General features: G+C 74.0%; 20 protein-coding genes. 3 read left to right on the forward strand and 17 right to left on the reverse strand.

From position 1 onward, the window contains the following. Positions 1-46 precede the first annotated feature (46 nt). The 15 genes from A4R44_RS30300 to A4R44_RS30370 are packed head-to-tail and all read right to left on the reverse strand — an operon-like array spanning position 47 to position 13,861. Positions 47-916 carry a thioesterase family protein gene (locus tag A4R44_RS30300; protein WP_067588326.1) on the reverse strand — a complete coding sequence of 290 codons (870 nt, stop codon included), beginning with the start codon at positions 914-916 and terminating at the stop codon, positions 47-49. Beyond that, positions 913-1,710, reverse strand: a complete 798-nt coding sequence (locus A4R44_RS30305; RefSeq protein WP_067588329.1) for an alpha/beta fold hydrolase — start codon at positions 1,708-1,710, stop codon at positions 913-915. The genes A4R44_RS30300 and A4R44_RS30305 overlap by 4 nt, the downstream gene beginning before the upstream one ends. After that, positions 1,707-2,516, reverse strand: coding sequence for a beta-ketoacyl synthase N-terminal-like domain-containing protein (locus A4R44_RS30310; protein WP_067588332.1), 810 nt, complete (start codon positions 2,514-2,516; stop codon positions 1,707-1,709). The genes A4R44_RS30305 and A4R44_RS30310 overlap by 4 nt, the downstream gene beginning before the upstream one ends. Next, a complete protein-coding gene (locus A4R44_RS30315) occupies positions 2,516-3,622 on the reverse strand; it encodes a beta-ketoacyl synthase N-terminal-like domain-containing protein (protein ID WP_067588336.1) in 1,107 nt (368 codons plus the stop codon). Before A4R44_RS30315 ends, A4R44_RS30310 begins: the two co-directional genes overlap by 1 nt. Continuing rightward, entirely contained in the window at positions 3,603-4,691 is a 1,089-nt protein-coding gene (locus tag A4R44_RS30320) for a beta-ketoacyl synthase N-terminal-like domain-containing protein (protein ID WP_067588338.1), read from the reverse strand. The genes A4R44_RS30315 and A4R44_RS30320 overlap by 20 nt, the downstream gene beginning before the upstream one ends. Further along, the gene (locus tag A4R44_RS30325) at positions 4,691-5,893 is read right to left on the reverse strand and encodes a beta-ketoacyl synthase (RefSeq protein WP_067588340.1); all 1,203 of its coding nucleotides are present in this window, start codon (positions 5,891-5,893) and stop codon (positions 4,691-4,693) included. The genes A4R44_RS30320 and A4R44_RS30325 overlap by 1 nt, the downstream gene beginning before the upstream one ends. A gap of 52 nt (positions 5,894-5,945) precedes the next feature. Next, the gene (locus A4R44_RS30330) at positions 5,946-6,209 is read right to left on the reverse strand and encodes an acyl carrier protein (RefSeq protein WP_067588342.1); all 264 of its coding nucleotides are present in this window, start codon (positions 6,207-6,209) and stop codon (positions 5,946-5,948) included. A gap of 8 nt (positions 6,210-6,217) precedes the next feature. Then, on the reverse strand, positions 6,218-6,706 hold the full coding sequence (locus A4R44_RS30335; protein WP_067588343.1) for a 3-hydroxyacyl-ACP dehydratase FabZ family protein: 489 nt from the start codon (positions 6,704-6,706) through the stop codon (positions 6,218-6,220). Beyond that, positions 6,703-7,107: a polyketide synthase dehydratase domain-containing protein gene (locus A4R44_RS30340; RefSeq protein ID WP_067588345.1), complete on the reverse strand. Its 405-nt coding sequence runs from the start codon at positions 7,105-7,107 to the stop codon at positions 6,703-6,705. The genes A4R44_RS30335 and A4R44_RS30340 overlap by 4 nt, the downstream gene beginning before the upstream one ends. Further along, positions 7,104-7,826, reverse strand: a complete 723-nt coding sequence (gene fabG / locus A4R44_RS30345) for a 3-oxoacyl-ACP reductase FabG (protein ID WP_232791847.1) — start codon at positions 7,824-7,826, stop codon at positions 7,104-7,106. The genes A4R44_RS30340 and fabG overlap by 4 nt, the downstream gene beginning before the upstream one ends. A 60-nt stretch (positions 7,827-7,886) precedes the next feature. Then, entirely contained in the window at positions 7,887-8,909 is a 1,023-nt protein-coding gene (locus A4R44_RS30350; RefSeq protein WP_093574664.1) for a methyltransferase, read from the reverse strand. Further along, positions 8,906-10,624, reverse strand: coding sequence for a carbamoyltransferase N-terminal domain-containing protein (locus A4R44_RS30355; protein WP_067588348.1), 1,719 nt, complete (start codon positions 10,622-10,624; stop codon positions 8,906-8,908). Before A4R44_RS30355 ends, A4R44_RS30350 begins: the two co-directional genes overlap by 4 nt. A gap of 7 nt (positions 10,625-10,631) precedes the next feature. Further along, positions 10,632-10,928 carry a phosphopantetheine-binding protein gene (locus A4R44_RS30360; protein ID WP_067588350.1) on the reverse strand — a complete coding sequence of 99 codons (297 nt, stop codon included), beginning with the start codon at positions 10,926-10,928 and terminating at the stop codon, positions 10,632-10,634. A 45-nt stretch (positions 10,929-10,973) separates the two neighbouring features. Next, entirely contained in the window at positions 10,974-12,170 is a 1,197-nt protein-coding gene (locus A4R44_RS30365) for an acyl-CoA dehydrogenase family protein (RefSeq protein ID WP_067588352.1), read from the reverse strand. After that, positions 12,167-13,861 carry a carbamoyltransferase N-terminal domain-containing protein gene (locus A4R44_RS30370; protein WP_067588354.1) on the reverse strand — a complete coding sequence of 565 codons (1,695 nt, stop codon included), beginning with the start codon at positions 13,859-13,861 and terminating at the stop codon, positions 12,167-12,169. The genes A4R44_RS30365 and A4R44_RS30370 overlap by 4 nt, the downstream gene beginning before the upstream one ends. 193 nt (positions 13,862-14,054) lie before the next feature. Here A4R44_RS30370 and A4R44_RS30375 point away from each other — a divergent pair, with 193 nt between their 5' ends. The 3 genes from A4R44_RS30375 to A4R44_RS30385 are packed head-to-tail and all read left to right on the forward strand — an operon-like array spanning position 14,055 to position 17,702. Continuing rightward, positions 14,055-15,686 (forward strand): AMP-binding protein, encoded by a 1,632-nt coding sequence (locus A4R44_RS30375; protein WP_067588356.1) that lies wholly within the window; start codon positions 14,055-14,057, stop codon positions 15,684-15,686. Between the two features lies 1 nt (position 15,687). Then, entirely contained in the window at positions 15,688-16,623 is a 936-nt protein-coding gene (locus tag A4R44_RS30380) for an FAD-dependent oxidoreductase (protein WP_067588358.1), read from the forward strand. Between the two features lie 47 nt (positions 16,624-16,670). Then, on the forward strand, positions 16,671-17,702 hold the full coding sequence (locus A4R44_RS30385; protein ID WP_067588361.1) for a hypothetical protein: 1,032 nt from the start codon (positions 16,671-16,673) through the stop codon (positions 17,700-17,702). Here A4R44_RS30385 and A4R44_RS30390 read toward each other — a convergent pair. Beyond that, the gene (locus A4R44_RS30390; RefSeq protein ID WP_232791848.1) at positions 17,684-19,054 is read right to left on the reverse strand and encodes an aldehyde dehydrogenase family protein; all 1,371 of its coding nucleotides are present in this window, start codon (positions 19,052-19,054) and stop codon (positions 17,684-17,686) included. The genes A4R44_RS30385 and A4R44_RS30390 overlap by 19 nt on opposite strands. Beyond that, positions 19,051-19,944: an NAD(P)-dependent oxidoreductase gene (locus A4R44_RS30395; RefSeq protein ID WP_067588363.1), complete on the reverse strand. Its 894-nt coding sequence runs from the start codon at positions 19,942-19,944 to the stop codon at positions 19,051-19,053. Before A4R44_RS30395 ends, A4R44_RS30390 begins: the two co-directional genes overlap by 4 nt. Positions 19,945-20,138: the final 194 nt, after the last annotated feature.

A 20,138-nucleotide genomic window follows, 5' to 3' on the forward strand; every position in this document is an offset into this window, starting at 1 on the left:
AACGGGCTGCGGAACGAGAAGTGCACCCGCGGCGTCCGGCGGCGGGTCATCGCGGCGCTCCCGGGGCCAGCGCGGCGAGCGTGTCCGGGTCGAGGGTCGCCAGCGTGCCTGCCCCCGGTCCCCGGCTGACCGCGTAGCCGTGCAGGATGCTCGCGGTCGCCACCAGCCGCGGGGCCCGGCCCGCGCCCAGCGTCCAGCAGTCCATGACGCCGTCGAACGCGCGGTCCTTCACGAAATCGGTCACCGCGAACGTCGTGCGCACGGTCTCGCCCATGTGCGCGTCGCCGAGCAGCCGGACCCGGGCCCGGGACACGACCGGGATCCAGCCGCGCTCCGCGAGCAGCCGCGGCACCCCGAGGCCGCGCTCGGCGAGGAACCGGTCGACCGTTTCCTCCAGCGCGGCCACGTAGGCGCCGTGCTGGACGCGGTCGGAGAACTGGCAGTGGAAATAGCGGGCGGTCCAGTCCCAGGAGAACGCCGCCGGGTCCGGTTCGGCCGGCCGGTCGCTTTCGGCCGCCGCCGGTCCGACAAGCGGCGCGAGCTCGTCCGGGCAGGCGCGGGCCGGCTCCTGCTCGCGCACCAGCGCGACGGTCGTCCTGCCGCGCAGCACCCGGTTCCCGGCTGCCTCGAAGACGACCCGGAACCGGCCCGGCCCGGCCGGTCCGACCCGCGCGCGCACCTCGTCGTCGATCTCCAGCACCGCGGGCAGCTGCACCGAAGAATCCACAATGGACAGACCGAGCCCGTGGTCGTGGTAGAGCGCCTGCGGGCCGAGACCGCGTTCGCGGAACCAGCACAGCACCGCTTCCTCGGCCATCGCCATGAACTGCTTGAACCCGATCCAGGTGCGGATGTTCGCGCTCGCGTACCGGGGCCGCAGCGCGAACCCGGTCCGCTCGTCGGCCAGCGACGTCATGTCCGGCTTCCTCTCTCCCGTTCCGGCGCGGCGGCCCGGTCGCGGACGAACCCGTCCACGATCGCGGCCACCTCCGCGGCGCTGTGCAGATGGCAGAAATGGTCGAAGTGCGGTGCGCAGTGCAGCCGTCCCCTCGGCAGCGCCCCGGAGAGCGCTTCGAGGTCCCGCAGGGAAAAGCCGATGTCCTGCTCGCCGCCGAGCACCAGGGCCGGAGCCGTCGTCTCGGCCAGCGGCAGATGCCCGCTGGCCACGTACTGCTCGAACACCGCGAGGAACCCGACCGGGCCGATCCGCTCGGCGGTCTTGGCGTGCATTTTCTCCAGCACCTCGCCGCACAGGCCGGCGGCGCGGGAGCCGAGCCGGGTCAGCAGGCCGCCGCGGATCTGCCGTTCGAAGGTCTCCCGGGACCGTTCCACCGTCCGCCACGTCACCGTCGCCTCCGCCGGCCGGTAGAACGGCATGGCCAGGACCGCGGCCGGGCACGGCCGTTCCGGCTCGCGCGACAGCAGTTCCAGAAGTGCGTTGGCCCCGAAGGAATGCCCGGCCAGCACCGGGGCCGGGTCGTCGACGGTGTCGAGCGCGGCGGCGATCCAGTCCGAGGGCGATCCGGCGAACCGCCACCGGTAGTCGTTGCCCGCGCGCCACGGGAGATCGATCGAGAGCACCCGCCAGTGCGGCAGCCTCGCGGCCACCGCGCTCCAGGTGCGCCAGTGGTCCTCCAGCCCGTGCGCGAAAACCAGCACCGGGCCGGTGCCCTCGTTCAACGGATGCACCTTGGGTGCGTCGGGTTTCACCGCTCCCCCTTGGTTTCGACCACCGCGCAACGCCAACCGTCGGCGTCGCTGCCCGCGACCACCCGTGCGGTCCGGTTCGCCGCCGCGGCGGCGGCCACCGCCAGCACGCCCGCGGCGCCGTAGAACTGTCCCAACCGGACCGGCCGGGCCGGCTCGCACGACTCCGGATCGGCGTGGTCGTGCACCGGGTGCAGCACCAGCGCGCTGTCCTCGGCGGCCGGTTCGAGCACGACGCAAGCCGCGCCCGCCCGCAGGTCCTGCCCGGCCAGCGCCGCCGCGGTCTCGTCGGCGGGCTCCGCGCCCACCACCACGACCCGGTCCGCCCGGCCCGCCGCCAGCAGCAGCTGCGCGAGGCGCACCGCGTCCAGTCCGGCCGGATGTCCCGAGCACACCATGAGGTTCGGGCCGCCGAAGCCGAACCGGATCGCCACCGTCGAGGCCAGGACGTTGCTCGACACGTTCGGCGCGTCCAGCGGGCTCACCTCGGACAGCGACCCGGCACCGGCGGCGCGCGCCACCGCGCAGACCGTCTCCAGGCTGCCCAGGTTGGAACTCGCGACCACCGCGGTGCGCGGATCCGGCTCCGGCGGCGTCCAGCGCCCGGTCACCGGGGCCAGGCCCAGCGCCCGGTGCACCGCGCACAGGCCGAGCCGCTCGGCCGGCTGCTTGTACAGCAATCCCTTGCGCCCCAGCAGGTCCGCCGCCCGCTCCGGCGGGCATGCCGGGCCCGGCGACCATCCGCCGGGCAGCGGCCCGGACCGCCCGGGCAGGTGCGCGCTCCACGCGCGGATCGCGACCGGCCGCATCAGGCCGCCCCGACCAGCGTCACGGCGTTGACCCCGCCGAACCCGAACGCGTCCACCTGCGCCAGCCGCGGCCGGGCCCGCACCGGCCCGGACCGCACCAGCCGCACCCCGCCGCAGTCCGCGGCCGGGCGGTCGAGCCCGGCGACCGGCGGCACCCAGCCGGTGGCCAGGCAGCGCAGCGCCACGTCAAGGCTCATCAGCGCGGACGCGCCCGACGTGTGCCCGGTCGCACCCTTGATCGCGGTCACCAGCGGGCCGTTCTCGCCGAGGTGCTCGCGCAGCACCCGCGCCTCCACGCGGTCGTTCAGCTCCGTGCCGGTCCCGTGCGCGAGCACGAGGTCCACTTCCTCGCCCCTGCGGCCGGAACGGTCCAGCGCCTCGCGCATCGCCCGTGCGATGCCCTCGGCCTCGGGCGCGGTTTCGTGCGCGGCGTCGCAGGACATCCCCGTGGCCAGCAACCGGCCCAGCGGGGCCGCCGCCGCGCCGTCGGGCACCACGACCGCGGCGGCCGCGCCCTCGCCGAGCAGCACACCGGTGCGGTCGGCGTCGAACGGGCGGATCCGCTCGGTGCGGTCCGGCGCGACCCGCCCGATCATCGCCAGCATCGACACGGTGAGCGAGTCCGCCCCGGCCACCACCGCCGCGGGCGCGGCTCCGCTGTCGACCAGGTCCTGCGCCAGCGCGAGCAGGTGCCCCGTCGCCGAGCAGGCGTTGCACACCGTCACCACCGGCCCGAGCCGGTCGTCGGTTTCGCGCAGCACACCGGTGAAATGCAGGTCCTCGACGGTCATCTCGACCGCGCCCGCCGACCACTTCTCGGCCGCGCCCAGCTCGCGCAGCCCGGTGCCCGCCAGCACCGGGATCGAAGCCCGCGGCACCTGGGGATCGGCCTGGCGCAAGGCTTCCCGGACACAGCCGGCCAGCCAGGTGCCCGCTCTCCGGTGCGAAGTCTCCTCGTCGATTTCGTACGCGGCGCCGACGTTGACCAGAGCCGCGTCGACGTACCGCAGCGGGGCGGCTCCGCCGCGACCGGCCAGCAGCGCGGCGAACGTGGCCGGGCCGTCGCCGAGGCAGCTGCGCACCGCGCTAGCCGCGATCGTCGCCACGGCTCCACCCCCTCACCACGGCGGCCGCGACCGCACCGGCCGGGCTGCTCGCCACCAGCAGCGCGATCTCGCCGTCGCGTGCGGGCTCGGCCCGGTGCCGGGCGAGGATCAGCGCCAGCTCGACCGCGGGCGTCGCGGCCGGGGAGTTCCCGGCCAGCTCGACCGCGGCCAGATGGTGCGCGCCCTCGACCCCGAGCAGCCCCTCCAGCTCGTTCCGTGCCCGCCAGGCGGCCACCTCGTCCGCTCCGGAGGCCGAGGCCACCGTCCGGACGGTCTCCGCTCCGACGCGAGCCTGCTCCAGTGCGCGCCGCGCGCAGTCGGCCAGCGCGTACACCTGGTCCTCCCCGCTCGGGCAGAACCCGGCCGCAGTCGCCAGGATCTCCGCGTCCGGGCGGTGCTCAAGCCCTTCGGGGGGACGCAGCACGAACACCGCGGCGCCTTCGCCGGGCGCGCCGGCTCCGCCCAGCCCGGCCCACAGCCACGCCGCGTGCGGAGTGAATTCTTCGACCGCGCCGGCCAGCAGGACGTCGGCCTGGCCGGTGCGGAAAGCGTTGGCGCTGTAGCGAAGCGAGGACAGCAGCGCGACCGGCCCGCCCGCGACCGTCGCGTTGACCCCGCGCAGTCCGAAGCGGATCGCCGCCTGCCCGGCCGCGCCGTTCAGCACGGTGTTGGGGAACAGCGCCGGATTGACCAGGTAAGGCGGATCCTCGGTGAAGGTCTCCGCCGCGTAGTCGACCGCCGCCTGCGCGCTGCCGACCGTGGTGCCCAGCACCAGCCCGGTCCGGTGCCCGTCCTCGCCGATGTCCAGGCCGGCGTCCTCGATCGCGCGGCCGCAGGCGACCACGGCCAGCCCGGTGCGCCGGTCGAAGAACCCGGTCCCGCGCCGGCCAAGCTCGGCCCGCGCGCTGAACTCCGGAAGATGGTGCGCGGTCCCGGTGGGCAGCGTGACCTCCGGCCACTCCACCGCGCGGGCGGTGGAGCGGCCCGCCGCGACCGCTCCCGCCAGTTCGGCCGCGCTCGCCCCGGCGGGGCTCACCACGCCGAACCCGGTGATCGCCAGCACCCCCATCAGACCGCCCCCAGCATCACGATCGCGTTGTTCCCGCCGAAGGCGAAACCGTTGTTCTGCGCCACTTGCACGTCCGCGGCGCGCGCCTTGTTGGGCACCGGATCAAGCCACGCCATCTCCGGATCCCGGCTCCGCCAGTTCGCCGTCGGCGGCAGGAATCCCCGTGACAGCGCCAGCGCCGACGCGATCGCGCCGAAGCCGCTCGCGGCGCCCATGGCGTGCCCGAGCATCGATTTGATCGAACTCACCGGCGGCACCGCGCCGCCGAACGTTTCATACAGTGCCGCCGCTTCGGTCGCGTCGTTCGCCAGAGTTCCGGTGCCGTGCGCGCACACGTAGTCCACGTCGTCGGGCCGGACGCCGGCGTTGGCGTGCGCCAGCCGCATGCATCTCGCGATCGACGCGGCGTCCGGCGCCACCATGTGCGTGGCGTCGCAATTGGTCGCGTAGCCGAGCACCTCCGCGTACGGCGAGGCGCCGCGGGCCCGGACGAAGTCCTCGCTCTCCAGCACCAGCATCGCGCCGCCCTCCGCGGTGACCATGCCCGACCGGTCCCGGTCGAACGGCGCGCACGCCTCGTCGGCGACCGCGCCGAGCCGCAGGAAACCCGCGTGCGCCCACCGGCACACCGAGTCCGCGCCGCCGCTGACCACGACGTCGGCTTCGCCTTGGCGGATCAGGTCGTAGGCGTAGCCGAGCGCGTAGTTGCTCGCCGAACACGCGGTCGCCAAGGTGATCGATTCGCCGGTGACCGCCAGTTCCTCGCTCGCCGCCGCGGCGAGCCGGTCGGCGGGCAACTGCTCGAACACCTCCGGCGGCACCGCCGGGAACCCGCCCTCGGCCAGCGCCCGGCCGAACTCCTCGGTGATCTTGGCCTCGCCACTGGTGGTGCCGACGACGACGGCCACCCGGTGCGGCCGCGCCTGGTCGGTCGAGAAGCCCGCGTCGCGCACCGCCAGCCGCGCACCGGCGGCGGCGAACACGCTGCTGCGGCCCCACGCCTTGACGTCGAGCCGGCGCAGCACCGTCTCCGGGCGGAACGCCTTCACCTCGCCCGCCAGCACCTTCGGGAAACCCGTGGTGTCGAAGGACGTGATCGGCGAAATGCCGCTGTGCCCGGCCCGCAGGCCGCTCTCGAACGCGGCCGAACCGACCCCGATGCTCGAGATCGGGCCGAGTCCGGTGATGAATACCCGGTTCATGGGCCTCCCGCCCGCCGCCGGCGCGCGTGCGCGCGCAGTGGCCGTCAGTGCCTCACGCGGTCACCGGCTGCCATCCGGCGTGGCGGGCCGTCACCTCGTAGACCGTCTTCAGGTTCCGCATCTCCGCGAGTTCCTTCTGCGGGATCTCGATCCGGTACTTCTTCTCGATCCGCGCGAGCATCTCGATCGCGCGCAGCGAGTCCGCCTCGTAGTCGGCCTGGAAGTCTCCCTCGTCGGTGAGCTCCTCGGTCTCCACCTCCAGGACCTCCGCGACCACGTCGCGCAGTTCCTCCAGCCGTTCGTTCGCCGTGCTCATCCCTGCCCTCACCTTTCTTCCCGCACTGGCGGGCCGTCCGCCGCGTCCGTTCCGGGCGCTTCGCGGGCGACGGCGATCAGCGACCCGAAGGCCGCGACCGGCTCCGCGCCCGCCCTCGTCCGGCCCGACACCATCGCCGAACCGTCCGACGCGTGTTCCAGTTCCAGTTCGTGGGTGAGCGTGGTCCCCGGCGGCACCCGCCCGGCGAACACGCAGTCGCGGGCGGCGGCGAACATCGGCAGCCGCCCGTCGCCCGCCCGGCCGTGCAGCCACAGCACCGCCGCCGCCTGGCCGAACGACTCGACCACCAGCGATTCCGGGTAGCCGCATCCGGCTCCCGCCTCGCGGAAGCAGTATTCGGTGCCGCTGACGGCTTTCGTCGCGACCGCCGACCGGCCGTCGCCGGCGATCCAGATCCGGTCCACCAGCACCATCGCCCGCCCGTGCGGCAGCAGCGCGCTGATCTCGCCGAAGCCGAGGTGCACGCCGCCGCTCACGCTCGCCTGCCGAACACCGCTTCGACGGTGGCGGTGCGCGGTCCCGCGGCGAGCCCGCAGCTCGCGGACACCTTCAGCCGTCCCGATTCTTCCCGCGAGACCAGCACTTCCAGCTCGATCCGATCATGCTCGCGCACCGGGCGCGTGAACCGGGCCGAAGTCAGTTCCAGCAGTTCCGGTCCGGTGCCGGCCGCCGCGCGCACCGCGTGCCGCACCGCCTCCAGGACGAACACCCCGGGCAGAATCGTCCGGCCCGGGAAATGCGCTTCCAGATAAGGGTTTCCGGCGGGACGCACGACCGCGGACGCGGTCACCCGGACCGGGTCGCCCGGCACCACCGCGATCTCGCGCAGCTCCGGCCACGCGCTCGCCGGGCCCGCCGCGGCGACCTGCTCGCTCACAGCACCATCCCCCCGTCGACCGGGAACACCCCGCCGGTGATGTAGCCGGCCTCCGCCGAGAGCAGGAAGGACACCAGCGGGGCGACGTCGCCGGGGGAACCGAAGCGCCGCAACGGAATCGCCTGCTTCGCCTGCTCCCGCGATCGCGGACCGAGCACGGCGGTCATGTCCGTTTCGATGAATCCGGGGGCCACCACGTTCGCCCGGCCGCCGTAGGGGGCGATCTCCTTGGCGATCGATTTGGTCATGCCGATGATCCCGGCCTTCGCCGCGGCGTAGTTCGACTGGCCCGCGTGGCCGTACACGCCCGCCGCGGACGAGATCGCCACGATCGCGCCGCCGCGCCGCTTGACAATCCGGAACGCCATCGCCCGGCAGAAGTTCCAGGCCCCGGTGAGGTTCACGGCGACGACCTCGGCGAAGTCCGCCGGGGACATCAGCGCGCTCATCGCGTCCCGGGTGATCCCCGCGTTCGTCACGAGCGCGTCGATCGGCCCGAGTTTTTCCTCCGCCGCGGCGAAGAACGCGTCCGCCGCGTCCGCGTCGGCGACGTCGCACGGTTCGAAGAACGCCCGCCGGCCGCGCCGGGTCACCTCGGCCTCGACGGCGGCGGCTTCCTCGCTCCCGGTGCGGAAGCACCCCGCGATGTCGTGCCCCTGCCCGGCCAGGTGCACCGCGATCGCGCGCCCGATGCCCCGGGACGCCCCGGTGACCAGCATTCGACCCATTGCGCACTCACATTCCCCGGAATTCTTCGCGACAAGTGTTTTCTGCGGAATTCAGCCGGCGATCGCCGCTGCTTCGACTCTACCCTCGAAAACCGAGAATCCGGACGGAAGCAGTTGCACGGGTCCGGGCGAAATCCCCGCTGCCGCAACGAGTTCCCGCAGCCGCGAAGCGTTCCGCTGCCGCCCGGCGAACAGCACCAGCATCTTCAGATCCGCGGCCGCGCCGTCGCCGCCCATGTCCTCGTCCGGAATGCGTTCGACAACAAGAATCCGCGCGCCCGGACCGGCCGCGGCCGCGCAAGCGCGCAGAATCCGTTCCGCGGTCCGGTCGTCCCAGTCGTGCAGGATGTCCACCAGCAGGTACACCCCGCCGCCCGCCGGAACGCCGTCGAGGAAGCTGCCCTCGACCAGCCGGCACCGCGCCGCGACCCCGGCCGCTTCGAGCGCCCGCCGGGCGGCGCGCACCGGAGCGGGCCGGTCGAACAGGCAGCCCCGCAGGTCCGGATGGGCCCGCAGAATCGCCGCCAGCGTCTGCCCGCTGCCCCCGCCGACGTCGACCACCTCGCCGCCGCCGGAGAAGTCCGCGTGCGCGGCGAGCTCGGCGGCCACCGCGGCGGCTTTGCCCGCCATCAACCGGTCGAACGAGTCCGACAGGTTCTCGTCCGCGCCGAGATCCGCCCAGAACGAGCGGCCGAACACCGCGTCGTAGCCCGGTTCCCCGGTGCGCACCGCATGCAGCAGCCCGGTCAGCGCGAGGTCCATCCGCCCGCCCGCCGCGTCGAGGTCGAGCCATCCGGCCAGCCCGGCCGGATGGTCCTTGCGCAGCAGCCGCCCCGCAGGCGTCACCCGGTAGCCGCCGTCCTCGGCCCGGCACACGTTCAGCTGCGCCAGGTAGCGCAGCAGGCGGCCGAGCGCGTCCGCGTCGCAGCCCGCCGCGGCGGCCAGTTCCTCCGCATCGGACAGTCCGGATTCCATCAGGTCGGCGAGCCCGAGCGTCGCGGCCACCCGCAACGCGATCGGGGGCAGCATCTCCAGCCGCTGCGAGATCTGCGCCCGGCGCGGCGGGCCGGTCACGGCGCGTCCGGCACCGGCGCGTCCGGCCGGTGGTAGAGCCGGTCGCGGCACCACACGTACCGGGTCCCGCCCCAGCGCATCGCCGAAGCGGCGTCGGGAAAGAAGCCGCTGCCGGGATGGTTGGCGCTGGTGTTGCACAGCACCGGAACCCCGCTCAGCGCGTGATAGGCGGTGAGCAGCCGGTGCAGCAGCGGGTGTTCCGGCGAGACCGTCTGCAACCGCGCGCTGTTGTCCGAGTGCACCACCGCGGCCACCCGCTCGCGCCACTGCGCCCGGACCTGGTGCTCGAACAGCATGTACGGATCGGGCACGCCCGGCTCGAAGATCTCCGGCGCGTGCGCTTCGAGGCAGATCGGCGCGACCGGCCGGTAGGACTCCCGCAGCTTGATCTCGTTGAGCCGGTCGCGCACCGCCGCGGGCGCGGCGGGGGCCACGACGCTGCGGTGGCCGAGCGCGCGGGGGCCGAGCTCGGCACGTCCGCTGACGAGCACCACCGGCTCGCCGACCTCGTGCAGCAGCCGGGCGACGTCCTCGATCGGGCACTCGCGCTCCCGCCATCCCGGTTCGGGTCCCGGCACCGGACCGGCGTCCGGACCGGAGAACACCGACCACTGCACGGCCGGATTCCCGGTGGTGCGCACCAGTTCCGCGCACGCGGTGCCGATGGCCGAACCCGCGTCGTTGGGAAACGGCGGCACCCACACCGCGGAGAAGACGCCGCTCTCCCGCAGCTGCGCGTTCCACTTGATGTTCAGCGCGCAGCCGCCGGACAGGCACAGCGGCAGGCCGTCGGCGACCATCCGCGCGACCGGGCCGTCGCGCAACCCGCGCAGCAGCAGCCGGAAAAGGTGTTCCTGGAACGAAGCGAGCACCGCCGCGTCCGGCAAGCCGAGCGGGGCCAGCGCCGCGCGCACCCGGTGGCTCCAGACGAACGCGCCGGCGACCCCGATCTGCCCGGCCTTCGCGGTGTGCTCGATCATCAGCTCGACCGCGCGCTCGTCCGGCTCGGCCAGCGCCGCGTAGGCCATCGCCTTGCCGGAAACCGGCAGCAGCGCCTCCAACTGGGCGAAATCGCCGAAGTCCCCCTTGTCCCGGCGCTGTTTCCCGGAAACCTTGAAGGGGTCGAACAACGACGCGAAGATCGGGTACAGCGAGCCGGCGACCGGCAGCACCGCGCCGTACGAGCGCAGCGACGCCGAATCCGGATCGAACCGGAAGACGGTGGCGGGCATCCCGCCGTCCCACACCAGCACCAGCGCGGGCTCGCCGGTCTTCGCGAACGGGCTGGTGCAGTAGCTCGCCAGCGCGTGCCCGGTGGCGTGGGGGTAGCTGGAGTACTCGAAGGTCTTCTCCCCGATCGGCAGCCCGCTGCCCGCGGTGCGCACCAGTGCGTCCAGCGGCTGTTCCGGGGAGCCGAGCACGCTGTATCCGGCGACGTCGAGCAGATGCGGCCCGTTGTGCAGCACCTCCACGGCGTTGCGGCCGTCGCCCGACTGCACCCAGCCGTCGACCGCCACCCGGTCGAGATCGCCCGCTTCGAGCCCGTGCGCGGCCAGCAGCGCGACCACGTCGGACATCTCCGCCAGCCGCGAGTGCCGGGCCCGGTTCTCCAGTTTCTCGGCCTCGGCCGAGAACACCAGGCGGTCGCCCTCGAACACGGCGAGCGCTCCGTCGTGGGTGGCCTTCAGGCCGCAGACGATCTCCTGCCCGGCCATCGCGGGCTCACTCCGCCGGCGCGGGCTCGGCGGGAACCCCGGACCCGGCTTTGCCGAGCTGGCTCAGCACGTAGTCCTCGATGTCCCGCGCCGTCTTGATCGTCTGCACGCTGGCCTCGTCGATGGGCGGCAGGTCGAATTCGTCCTCCAGGGCGAAGGCGAGCTCGAGCAGCGCCAGCGAGTGGTACTCGAGCTCTTCGACCAGCATCGGGTCGGTGGATGTCTCTTCCGGCGAGCCCGGAGCCAGTTCGAGGACGATCTCCCGGATCTGGCTGCGGACCTCCGCTTCGGTTCGCGTCGTCACACGGCGATCCTACGAACCTCCGGCGTCAGCGAAAACCTCTGTGCATCAACACTTTTCGCCCGGATCGGCCAGCGCGGCCGCGCCGATGAAGGCGCGCGCCTCGCCCGGCGAGAACGGCTGCATGAACCCGCCCGCGCGGGCGTCGCGGTAGAGCCGGGAAAGCGGGTCGCCGGACCGGTAGGAGCGGCCGCCGACCACCGCCATGGCGAGGTCCGCCGAGTCCACCGCGGCCCGGTTGAGGATCAGTTTGGCGCACTGGAACTCCGCCATCAGCTGCTCGGCTTCGCCGTCCCCGAGCGGCCCGGCGAGGTGCTCGTCCAGCAGCTGCCCGGTGCGCGACAGCGCGGAGCGGGCCCCGGTCAGCAGCAGCCGCAGTTCGGCCAGCTGCTCGGCCGAACCCGGCCGCGCCCTGGCGCGCACCGTCTGCCGTGCCCGTTCGGCCGCGGCTTCGGCGATCCCGAGATACGCGCCCAGCATCGGGTAGTTCACCGCGAGGACGCCGATCCATTCCTCGGCCGAGGCGACCCCGAGCCGGCCGCGCACCCGCACCGCGTCCGCCGGGACGGGGCAGCCGTCGAACACGACGTCGTGGCTTCCGGTGCCGCGCATGCCCAGTGCGTCCCAGGTGCGTTCGACACGCAGTCCCGGCGTGTCCCGGCGGATCATCGCGGTGCCCGCGCGCGGTTCGCCGTCGGCACCGGGCACACGCAGGAAAACCGTGAACACGTCGGCGACTTCGGCGTTGGTGGCGAAGGACTTCCGTCCGGTCACCCGGTAGCCGTCCGGGCCGGGAACCGCCTCGGTCGCCGGGGCGAACAGGCTCGCGCCCGGCTCGGTGCCCGCGTGCGAAAGCACCAGCCGGCACCGGCCAAGCAGCATGAGCAGACCGCGCAGGCCGCGCTGGTGCGCCGGGTCGAGGCCGGCCGCGTCCGCGCTGCGGGCGAGCAGCAGCGCGGCTCCGAGATGCATGTTCGCCGACAGCGCGGTGGCCGGGCAGCCGCGCGCCAGCCGCGACACCGCGACCGCGAGGTCGTGCAGCGACCGCACGCCGAGGCCGCCGAAGCTCTCGGGCACCGTGCCGGCCAGGAACCGGCTCGCCCGCATGGCTTCGACGTTCTCGGCGACGAAGGAGTTTTCCACGTCGTGCCGGGCGGCCGCGGGCTCGAACTCCGCGGCGTGCCGGTGGGCGAGCCCGGCCAGCTTCTCCCCCGCCGCGCTCAGCGGGGCCAGCTCGCCGTTCACTGCCGCCCGTCCCGGCGGTAGAGCGTGCCTTCCGACCACACGGAGGAGACGCCGCCCCAGCTCATCGCCGAGCCCGGGTCGGGGAAGAAACCGCGGCCGGAGAAGTTCGCGCTGGTGTTGCACAGCACCGGGATCCCGGTCAGCCGCTCGTAGCAGGACAGCAGTTCGTGCGCGGGCTGGTTGTCCGGTCCGACGGTCTGCAGCCGGGCGCTGCCGTCGACGTGCACGATCGCCGGGACCCGGTCCTGCCAGCCCGGCCGGATCGTGTGGTCGAACACCATGTACGGGTCCCTGGTGCCGGGATCGAACACTTCCGGCGCGCGGTGCTCGAGGCAGATCGGGGCCACCGGGCGGTAGGACTCCCGGCCCTTGATCTCGTTGAGCCGGTCCCGCATCGCCGGGTCGGTCGCCGGCGCGATGATGCTGCGCCTGCCTAGCGCCCGCGGACCCAGCTCGGCGCGGCCGGTGACCACCACGACCGGCTCCCCGGTGCGCGCCAGCAGCGCGGCCAAGCCGGTGACGTCGCACGGCTGCGCCGACCAGCCCTCGGGCACCGCCCCGTCCCAGCGCACCGGCGGTCCGGCGAACTCCGTCCACTCCAGCGCGAATTTCCCGGTGGTCCGCGCCATTTCGGCGCAGGCGGCCCCGATCGCGGACCCGGCGTCGTTGGGGAACGGCGGCACCCACACGTCCGGGAACAGGCCGCTGCCGCGCAGCCGCGCGTTCCATTTGATGTTCAGCCCGCAGCCGCCGGACACGCACAGCGGCAGCCCGGCCAGCTCCGGCCGAGCGGCGAAAACCTCGCGCAGGCCCCGTTCGAGCCCGCGGTAGAGCGCTTCCTGGAACGAGGCGAGCAGTTCCGCGTCGGACAGCCCGAGCGGGCGCACCCGGCGCAGGGCCCGCGCGCTCCACTGGTAGCACCGCATCGGGGTGGTCGCGGGCGCGGTCGCGGCGGTGACCTCTTCGAACCGGTCGACCGCCGCCTCGATCGGCTTGCCGAGCGAGGCGTACGCCATCGCTTTGCCCGACACCGGGAACAGCGCTTCCATCCCGAACCGGCGGTCCGGGTCCGCGGTCCGCCGGTCCACCCGGAACGGCGCGAAGTGCGAGGCGAAAACCGGGTACAGCGCACCGGAAACGCCGGTGAGCGCCCCGATCGGGGTGATCGCCGGCTCGCGCGGGTCGACCAGGTACAGAAACGGCGGCATCCCGCCGTCCCAGACGATGCCGAGCGCCGCGCGGCCTTCCTTGGCGAACGGGCTGGTGCAGTACCCGGACAGCAGGTGGCCGGTGGCGTGCGTGTAGCCGGCGTAGCCGCGCGGCCCCCGCTCGCCCAGCACCGGGCGCGTCCCGGAGAACGCCGCGGGCGGCGCGGGCGGGCCGGGTTCGTCCGCGTAGCCGGCGACCGGAAGGGCGATCCGCCGCCCGTCGAGCGCGGTGAACCCGACCGCGGGCGGACCGTCCTGTTCGGCCGCCCAGCCGTCGACCGCGACCCGGTCGATCGCGTCCGGGCCGAAGCCGTTGCGGGCGAGCTCCCGCACGATCTCCGCGGCGTCGTCGAGCGCCGAATGCCGCGGCCGGTTGCCGATCTTCTCCGCCTCGACCGAAGCCACCAGCCGGGTGCCGCCGATCACCGCCACCGCACCGTCATGGGTGAGCTTGAGCCCGCAGACGACGTCCGATCGCGACACTTGACTACCTCCCTGAAGGACTGCCGGCGGTACGTGCAAGTGGGGAAATCCCCCAGTCGGACACCCGCCGGGCGCCCGCGGCGAGCGCGGGACGCGCGCAGGGAACGGTGCCGGACCGGTCGCGGCACCCGCAACGTCGGGCGGCCCGGTTGCACGCGAGACGCGCGGGACGCCCGTGCGCGACGATTGCCGCATGGACGCACCGAGAACCGACCGGCTCGCGCTCCTGCGGTGGCTGTGGGAACCGCGGCCGGACACCGGGATCCGGTTCGCCGGGGACGAGCAAGAGTGGAGCCGCTGGGACTACCCGCGGCTGGCCGCCGGCGCGCACGCGCGCGCCGCCGAACTGCTGGAGCGCGGCGCGGCGCGGGGCGACGTGGTGCTGGTGGTCGAACCGACCGGACCCGGTTTCCTCACCGGGTATTTCGGTGCGATGCTGGCCGGCGCGGTGCCCGCCCCCGCCAGCCCGCCGCTGTTCGGCCAGGATCTCGCGCAGTGGCGAACGCTGCTGGCCTCGCTGACCGGGACGGCCCGGCCGCGATTCGTCTGCACCGCACCGGGATTCGCCGAGACCGTGCGCCAGGCGGTCGGCCCGGAACCGGTGCTGCTCGAAGAGGCGCCCGGCGGCGGGCCGGTGCCGCCGGTCCCCGCCGCCGACCTCGCGATGCTGCAGTTCACCTCCGGGTCCAGCGGCAGCCCGCGCGGCGTCCGCGTCCCGTTCCCCGCGCTCACCGCGAACGTGCGCGCGATCCGGGAGTGGCTGGCGATGGGGCCGGACGACCCGACCGCGTCCTGGCTGCCGATGCACCACGACATGGGCCTGATCGGCTGCCTGCTCACGCCGGTGACCCACCAGACCGATCTGTGGCTGTGCTCGCCCCAGCAGTTCCTCCGGCGGCCTTCGCGCTACCTGCGCTGCTTCGGCGAATCCGGCGCGCGGCTGACCGCGATGCCCACGTTCGGCCTCGAACACATCCTGCGCCGGGTCCGGCCCGCCGAACTGTCCGGCTGCGATTTCTCCGAGTGGCGCGCGGTCATCGTCGGCGCCGAGCGGGTGGCCGAGCCGACGCTCCGCGCCTTCGCCGACCTGCTCGCGCCGTACGGATTCGCCCCGGAATCGCTGCTGCCCGCCTACGGCCTCGCCGAGGCGACGCTCGCGGTCACCGGTTCCCGGCTCGACGAACGGTGGACCACCCGCTCGATCGCCCCGGCCGGGCCGGGGCAGGCCGCCGGGGGCGAAGCGGCCACGCTCGTGGGCTGCGGCCGCCCGCTCGCCGGGGTTTCGGTGACGGTGCTCGACAGCGGCGGCGATCCGCTGCCGGAGGATCGCGTCGGCGAGATCGCGGTGGCCGGGCCCTCGGTCGCGGACGGCTACCACGCCGGAGCGGTCGCGCAAACGACCCGGTTCGCCCGCGGCGCGGTCCGCACCGGGGACGCTGGCTTCCTGAGCGGCGGACAGCTCTATGTGCTGGGCCGGATGGGCGACAGCATGAAAGTGCGCGGGAAACCGGTGTTCGCCGAAGACCTCGAAGCGGCGCTCGAAGCGCACGGACTGCCGCGGCGGCAGCAGGCGGTGCTGCTGGGAGTGGTCGACGGGGCGCAGGTGGCGGTGGTCGTCGCGGAACACGCCGACCCCGCGCTGCTCGACCTGGCCCGCACCGACCTGGCAAGGTTGGCCGAGGGCGCCGAGCTGATCATGCTGTCCGCGGCGACGGGCACGATCCCGCGCACGACCAGCGGGAAGCCGCGGCGCCGCGAACTGTGGCGACGATTCGCCGACGGGAACCTCCCGCGGGAAGGAGCCGGTCGGCTCCAGGGAGGTTGACATGACCGCAGCGCCCGACGCGCTGGTGCTCGGCTCGGGGATCATCGGCCTGACCACCGCGCTGGCCCTGCAGGAAGCCGGGAGCCGGGTGCGGATCCGGACCGCGGCGCCGCCGGAGGAGACCACCTCCGCGAAGGCCGCGGCGATGGTCGGGCCCAACCTCGACCCGCCCGGCTCGCCCGGGCACCGCTGGCAGCGAGAGACCCTGCGCAGGCTCCGCGCCGCGCCGCCCGGCGTGCGCGTGCTCGAGGGCAGGCTGGCCGCCCGTCCGGCGGGCGCGATCCCGCCCGGCGCCGACCAGACCGAGGGGTTCCGGCTGTGCGAGCCCACCGAACTGCCCGAGGGCTACGGCACCGGGTTCTGGGTCACGCTGCCGATCGTCGACACCCCGAAGTACCTGCGGCACCTGCGGTCGGAGTTCGAGGCGGGCGGCGGGACCCTCGAGGTGCGCCCGGCGGCCTCGATCGCCGAGGCGAGCGCCGAGTGCCCGGCGGTGGTCAACTGCACCGGGCTGGCCGCGCGCGAACTGGCCGCCGACGACCGGGTGGAGCCGGTGCGCGGGATCAAGGTGGTCGTCGCCGACCCCGGGCTCGAAACCTTCTTCCTCGAGGCCCCGATCAACCCGGAGTGGGCCACCTACCTGCCGCACGGGGACCACGTCGTGCTCGGGGGCGTGCAGACCGGCGGGACCGACCCCGAGCCCTCCGGCGCCGAGGTGGCCGCGATCCTGGAGCGCTGCGTGCGGGTGGAGCCGCGGCTGGCCGGCGCGGAGCTGCTGGAGGCGAGCGTCGGGTTCCGGCCCGGCCGCGACGAGGTCCGGCTGGAAGCCGACCGCGACGGCGGCTCGGTGGTGGTGCACAACTACGGCCACGGCGGCAGCGGCGTCATGTACTCGTGGGGCTGCGCCGCCGACGTCGTCGCGCTGCTCGGTTCCTGACGTCGCACGCTGCTGACTTTTCGTTGCCATAGCGGGAAACTGGGGGCATGCCGACCTTTTCTCCCGAAGCTGTGGCCATGTCGGCCGCACTCAACCAGCAGATCGACGCCGGCCCGGTCCGCGCACTCCTGTACGACGCCGGCGGCAAGTACCGGTGGCCGCGGTTCCGGGTCAACGAGGTCGAGCTCGAATGGCGGCGGTGGCGCATCCGCCGCCATCTCGGGGCCGCCGACGACCCGCCCGCCTCGATCGGCCTCTTCGAAAAGCTGATCGTGTCCGGCGGCGGGCCCGCGGTGTCCGCGATGGACTTCGAAAGCGCCGGGATCGCCCCGCTCACCGACGGCTACGACGCGATGTTCCCGCAGGGCCCGCTCGTGACGAAGGCGTTGCAGGGCCGGGTGGTCCGCGCGCCGGGGGAACGCGACGACGAGGACTACGCGCGGCTGCTCGCCGAGTCCACCCGCCGCCGCGACGCCTATCTGGCCAAACTGGACAACGACTCGTTCTGGTGGCACATCGACGATTTCGTCTCGGCGGAGACGCTGCGCCGGTGCGCGGCCGAACTCGACGAGCTGGACCCCGGAGCCGGAATGGCCTTCGCCGGCGGCCCGGATCCCGGCTGGGACGTCCTGCACGACGCGCTCACCAGCAAGTCCAGCAACACCTACCTCGGCGCGGGCCCCACGCTCGTGCGGATCCACGAGGACCCGGTGCTGGTGGCGGACGTGAGCAGGCGGATGGGCCGCGCGATGTACCCGACCCGCTGCACCTACCTGCGCTACCGCAAGGGCGATTTCCTCGGCGTGCACACCGACATGCCGACCTGCGAGGTGTCGCTGCTGTTCACCGTGGAGGGCGAGGCCGGCCCGATGCGGTCCTATCTGGACCAGGCGAGCGACACCGCGAGCTCGCTCGGGCAGTGGGTGGTCGCCGAGGGGCAGTTCCCCCGCGGCGGCAAGGATTTCGTGTACCAGCCGCGGGAGTGCCTCGCGCTGGTCGGCCGGGCCACGCCGCACGCGCGGCTGCCGCAGGACGACCACGCGGTGATCGGCGCGATGTTCTACAGCGGACTGACCTGATCCGCCGGACGGCACCGGACCTGCGCGGCGGTGTACTCGTGCAGGCCCGCTGTCCCGTTCTCCACCCCGATCCCGCTGTGCTTGAGCCCGCCGAAGGGCTGGTCCGGCGCGAAGTCCGCGTGCGCGTTGACCCACGCGGTGCCGCATTCGAGCCGGCCGGCCAGCCGCCACGCCCGCTCCGGGTCGGCCGACCAGACCGAGCCGCCGAGGCCGAAGCTGCTGTCGTTGGCGCGCGCCAGCGCCTCGTCCTCGGTGTCGTAGGCCAGCACCGGCAGCGCCGGGCCGAACTGTTCCTCCGCCGCCACCGCCATGCCGTCGGTGACGCCGGCCAGGATCGTCGGCGGGTAGAACAGGCCCGGGCCTTCGCCGGGTTTCCCGCCCGCGGCGCTCTTCGCGCCGTCCCGCAGCGCCGCGGCGACCAGCGCGGCGATCCGCTCGTGCTGCGCCGGGGTGCTCACCGGGCCGAGCTGCGTGCCGCGGACCATCCCGTCCCCGACAACCACCGAATCCGCCCGCGCGGCCAGCGCTTCGACCCATTCCGCGGCCCGCGACCGCGGGACGTAGAGCCGCTTGACCAGCACACAGGCCTGGCCGTTGTTCGCGAAACTGTCCCAGAACACCTGCTCGGCCAGTGCGGCCGGGTCCGCGTCGTCGAGGACGATCCCGGCGTCGTTCCCGCCCAGTTCCAGCAGCACCGGCTTGATCCCGTCGGCGGCCTGTGCGGCCACCGCCCGGCCGGTCGCCGTCGATCCGGTGAAGCTCACCTTGCGCACCAACGGATGCGTCGCCAAGGCGGTGCCGAGCGCACCGTCGCCGCAGACCACTGTGCACAGTCCGGGCGGCATCGCCTCGGCCAGGATTTCGCCGAGCCGCACCGTCGCCAGCGGCGCGTACGGGGACGGCTTGAGCACCACCGCGTTGCCCGCCCGCAGCGCCGGAGCGAGCTTGGCGGCCGCGACAGCGACCGGGAAGTTCCACGGGGTCACGGCCGCGACCACCCCGAGCGGCCGGCGCACCAGTTCGGCGTAGCCGCGGCGATCTTCGCGCAGCACCTCCGGCTCAAGCGCCAGACCCGCGTTGTACCGGAGAAAAGCCGCGGCGGCGAACGCCTCGGCCACCGCCATCGCCAGCGGCTTCCCCTGTTCGCGGGTGATCAGCTCGCCGAGCGCGCGCGCCTGCGCCGACACCGCTTTCGCCGCCGCGAGCAGCGCTTCCCGCCGGGCCCGCGGGGGCACGCCCGGCCAGGCCCGATGCGCTTGCTCGATCACCTGTCCCAGCCGCGCTTCGTCGCAGACCGGTACTTGGCCTGCCACCGAACCGTCAGCCGGGTTGTACACGTCGAGCACGCTCACAACGCCCCCTTCTCCGCGGCCGCGGCGATGCTCGGGAATCCGGGGGCGAACCCGAGCTCCTGCCGGATCGCCTCGGCGGTCAGCACTCGGCCGAACGGCTGCGCGCCCGGTTCCGTTTCCGTCACCGCGCCTTCTTCGACCTGTCCGCGCACCGCGAATCCTGGTGCGGCGGCGAGCAATTCGGCCGGCCCGACCGGACGGTCGTCGGCGACGTTGTACACCCGGCGCGGCAGTTCCGGTGCGCTCAGCACGCACAGAATCGCCTGCCGGACGTCGGCGTGGTGCACCAGGTGCATCCGTCCCGTGCCGCCGCGCCGCGCCCAGCCGATCGCTTCGGCGAGGTGCGGATCGCCCTCGCCGTAGGTGAACGCCAAGCGCAGCACCGAGCTTTCCAGTCCGCGCACAGCGGACAGTGCGCGTTCGGCGCCCAGCTTGGCCGCGGGGAAGCTCGCCGCCGCGCTTTCGCGCACGGGGGTGTCCTCGGCCGCGGCACCGGCCCCGTCGGCGTAGACCAGGGAACTGCTGAGCTGGACGAACCGCCGCACCCCGGCGTCGCGGGCAGCCGTGGCCAGCTGCCGGGTCGCCTGGAAATTCACGTCCTCGGACTGGTCCGGCCGAAGCCCTTGGAAAGCCGCGGCGATGTGCACGACCGCGTCGGCCCCCTCGACCGCGGCCCGGCAGGCGCCGGCGTCGGCGAGGTCGCCGACGATCATCGTGGCGCTGCGCCGCACCCCCGGGCCGGGGCTCCACACCATGAGCCGCGTTTCCGCGCCCAGCTGCTTGAGCCTGGGCAGGAACCGCGCGCCCACCCGTCCGGTGGCGCCGGTCAGCAGGNCCCGCCGCACCGGCAGCCCGGCCGCGACCGGCTCGGTTCCGGCAACCGCATCCATGTCCAACTCCTCTGTCCAGTGGGAATCCGCGGGATAGACCTAGCTTGGCGACGCCGCGGCGGGCACCCGCGCGCCGTCGCGGCGGACCGGTTCGCCGCTCGCGCCCAGCGTTTCGAGGAGGCCGACCGCCTCGTCCTCGGCGGGCATCGACCACAGCTCCGCGCGCAGCCGGTTCGCATTGGCCCGGTAGAGCG

It is taken from the genome of Amycolatopsis sp. M39, assembly GCF_001651785.1.
Taxonomy (GTDB): domain Bacteria; phylum Actinomycetota; class Actinomycetes; order Mycobacteriales; family Pseudonocardiaceae; genus Amycolatopsis; species Amycolatopsis rubida.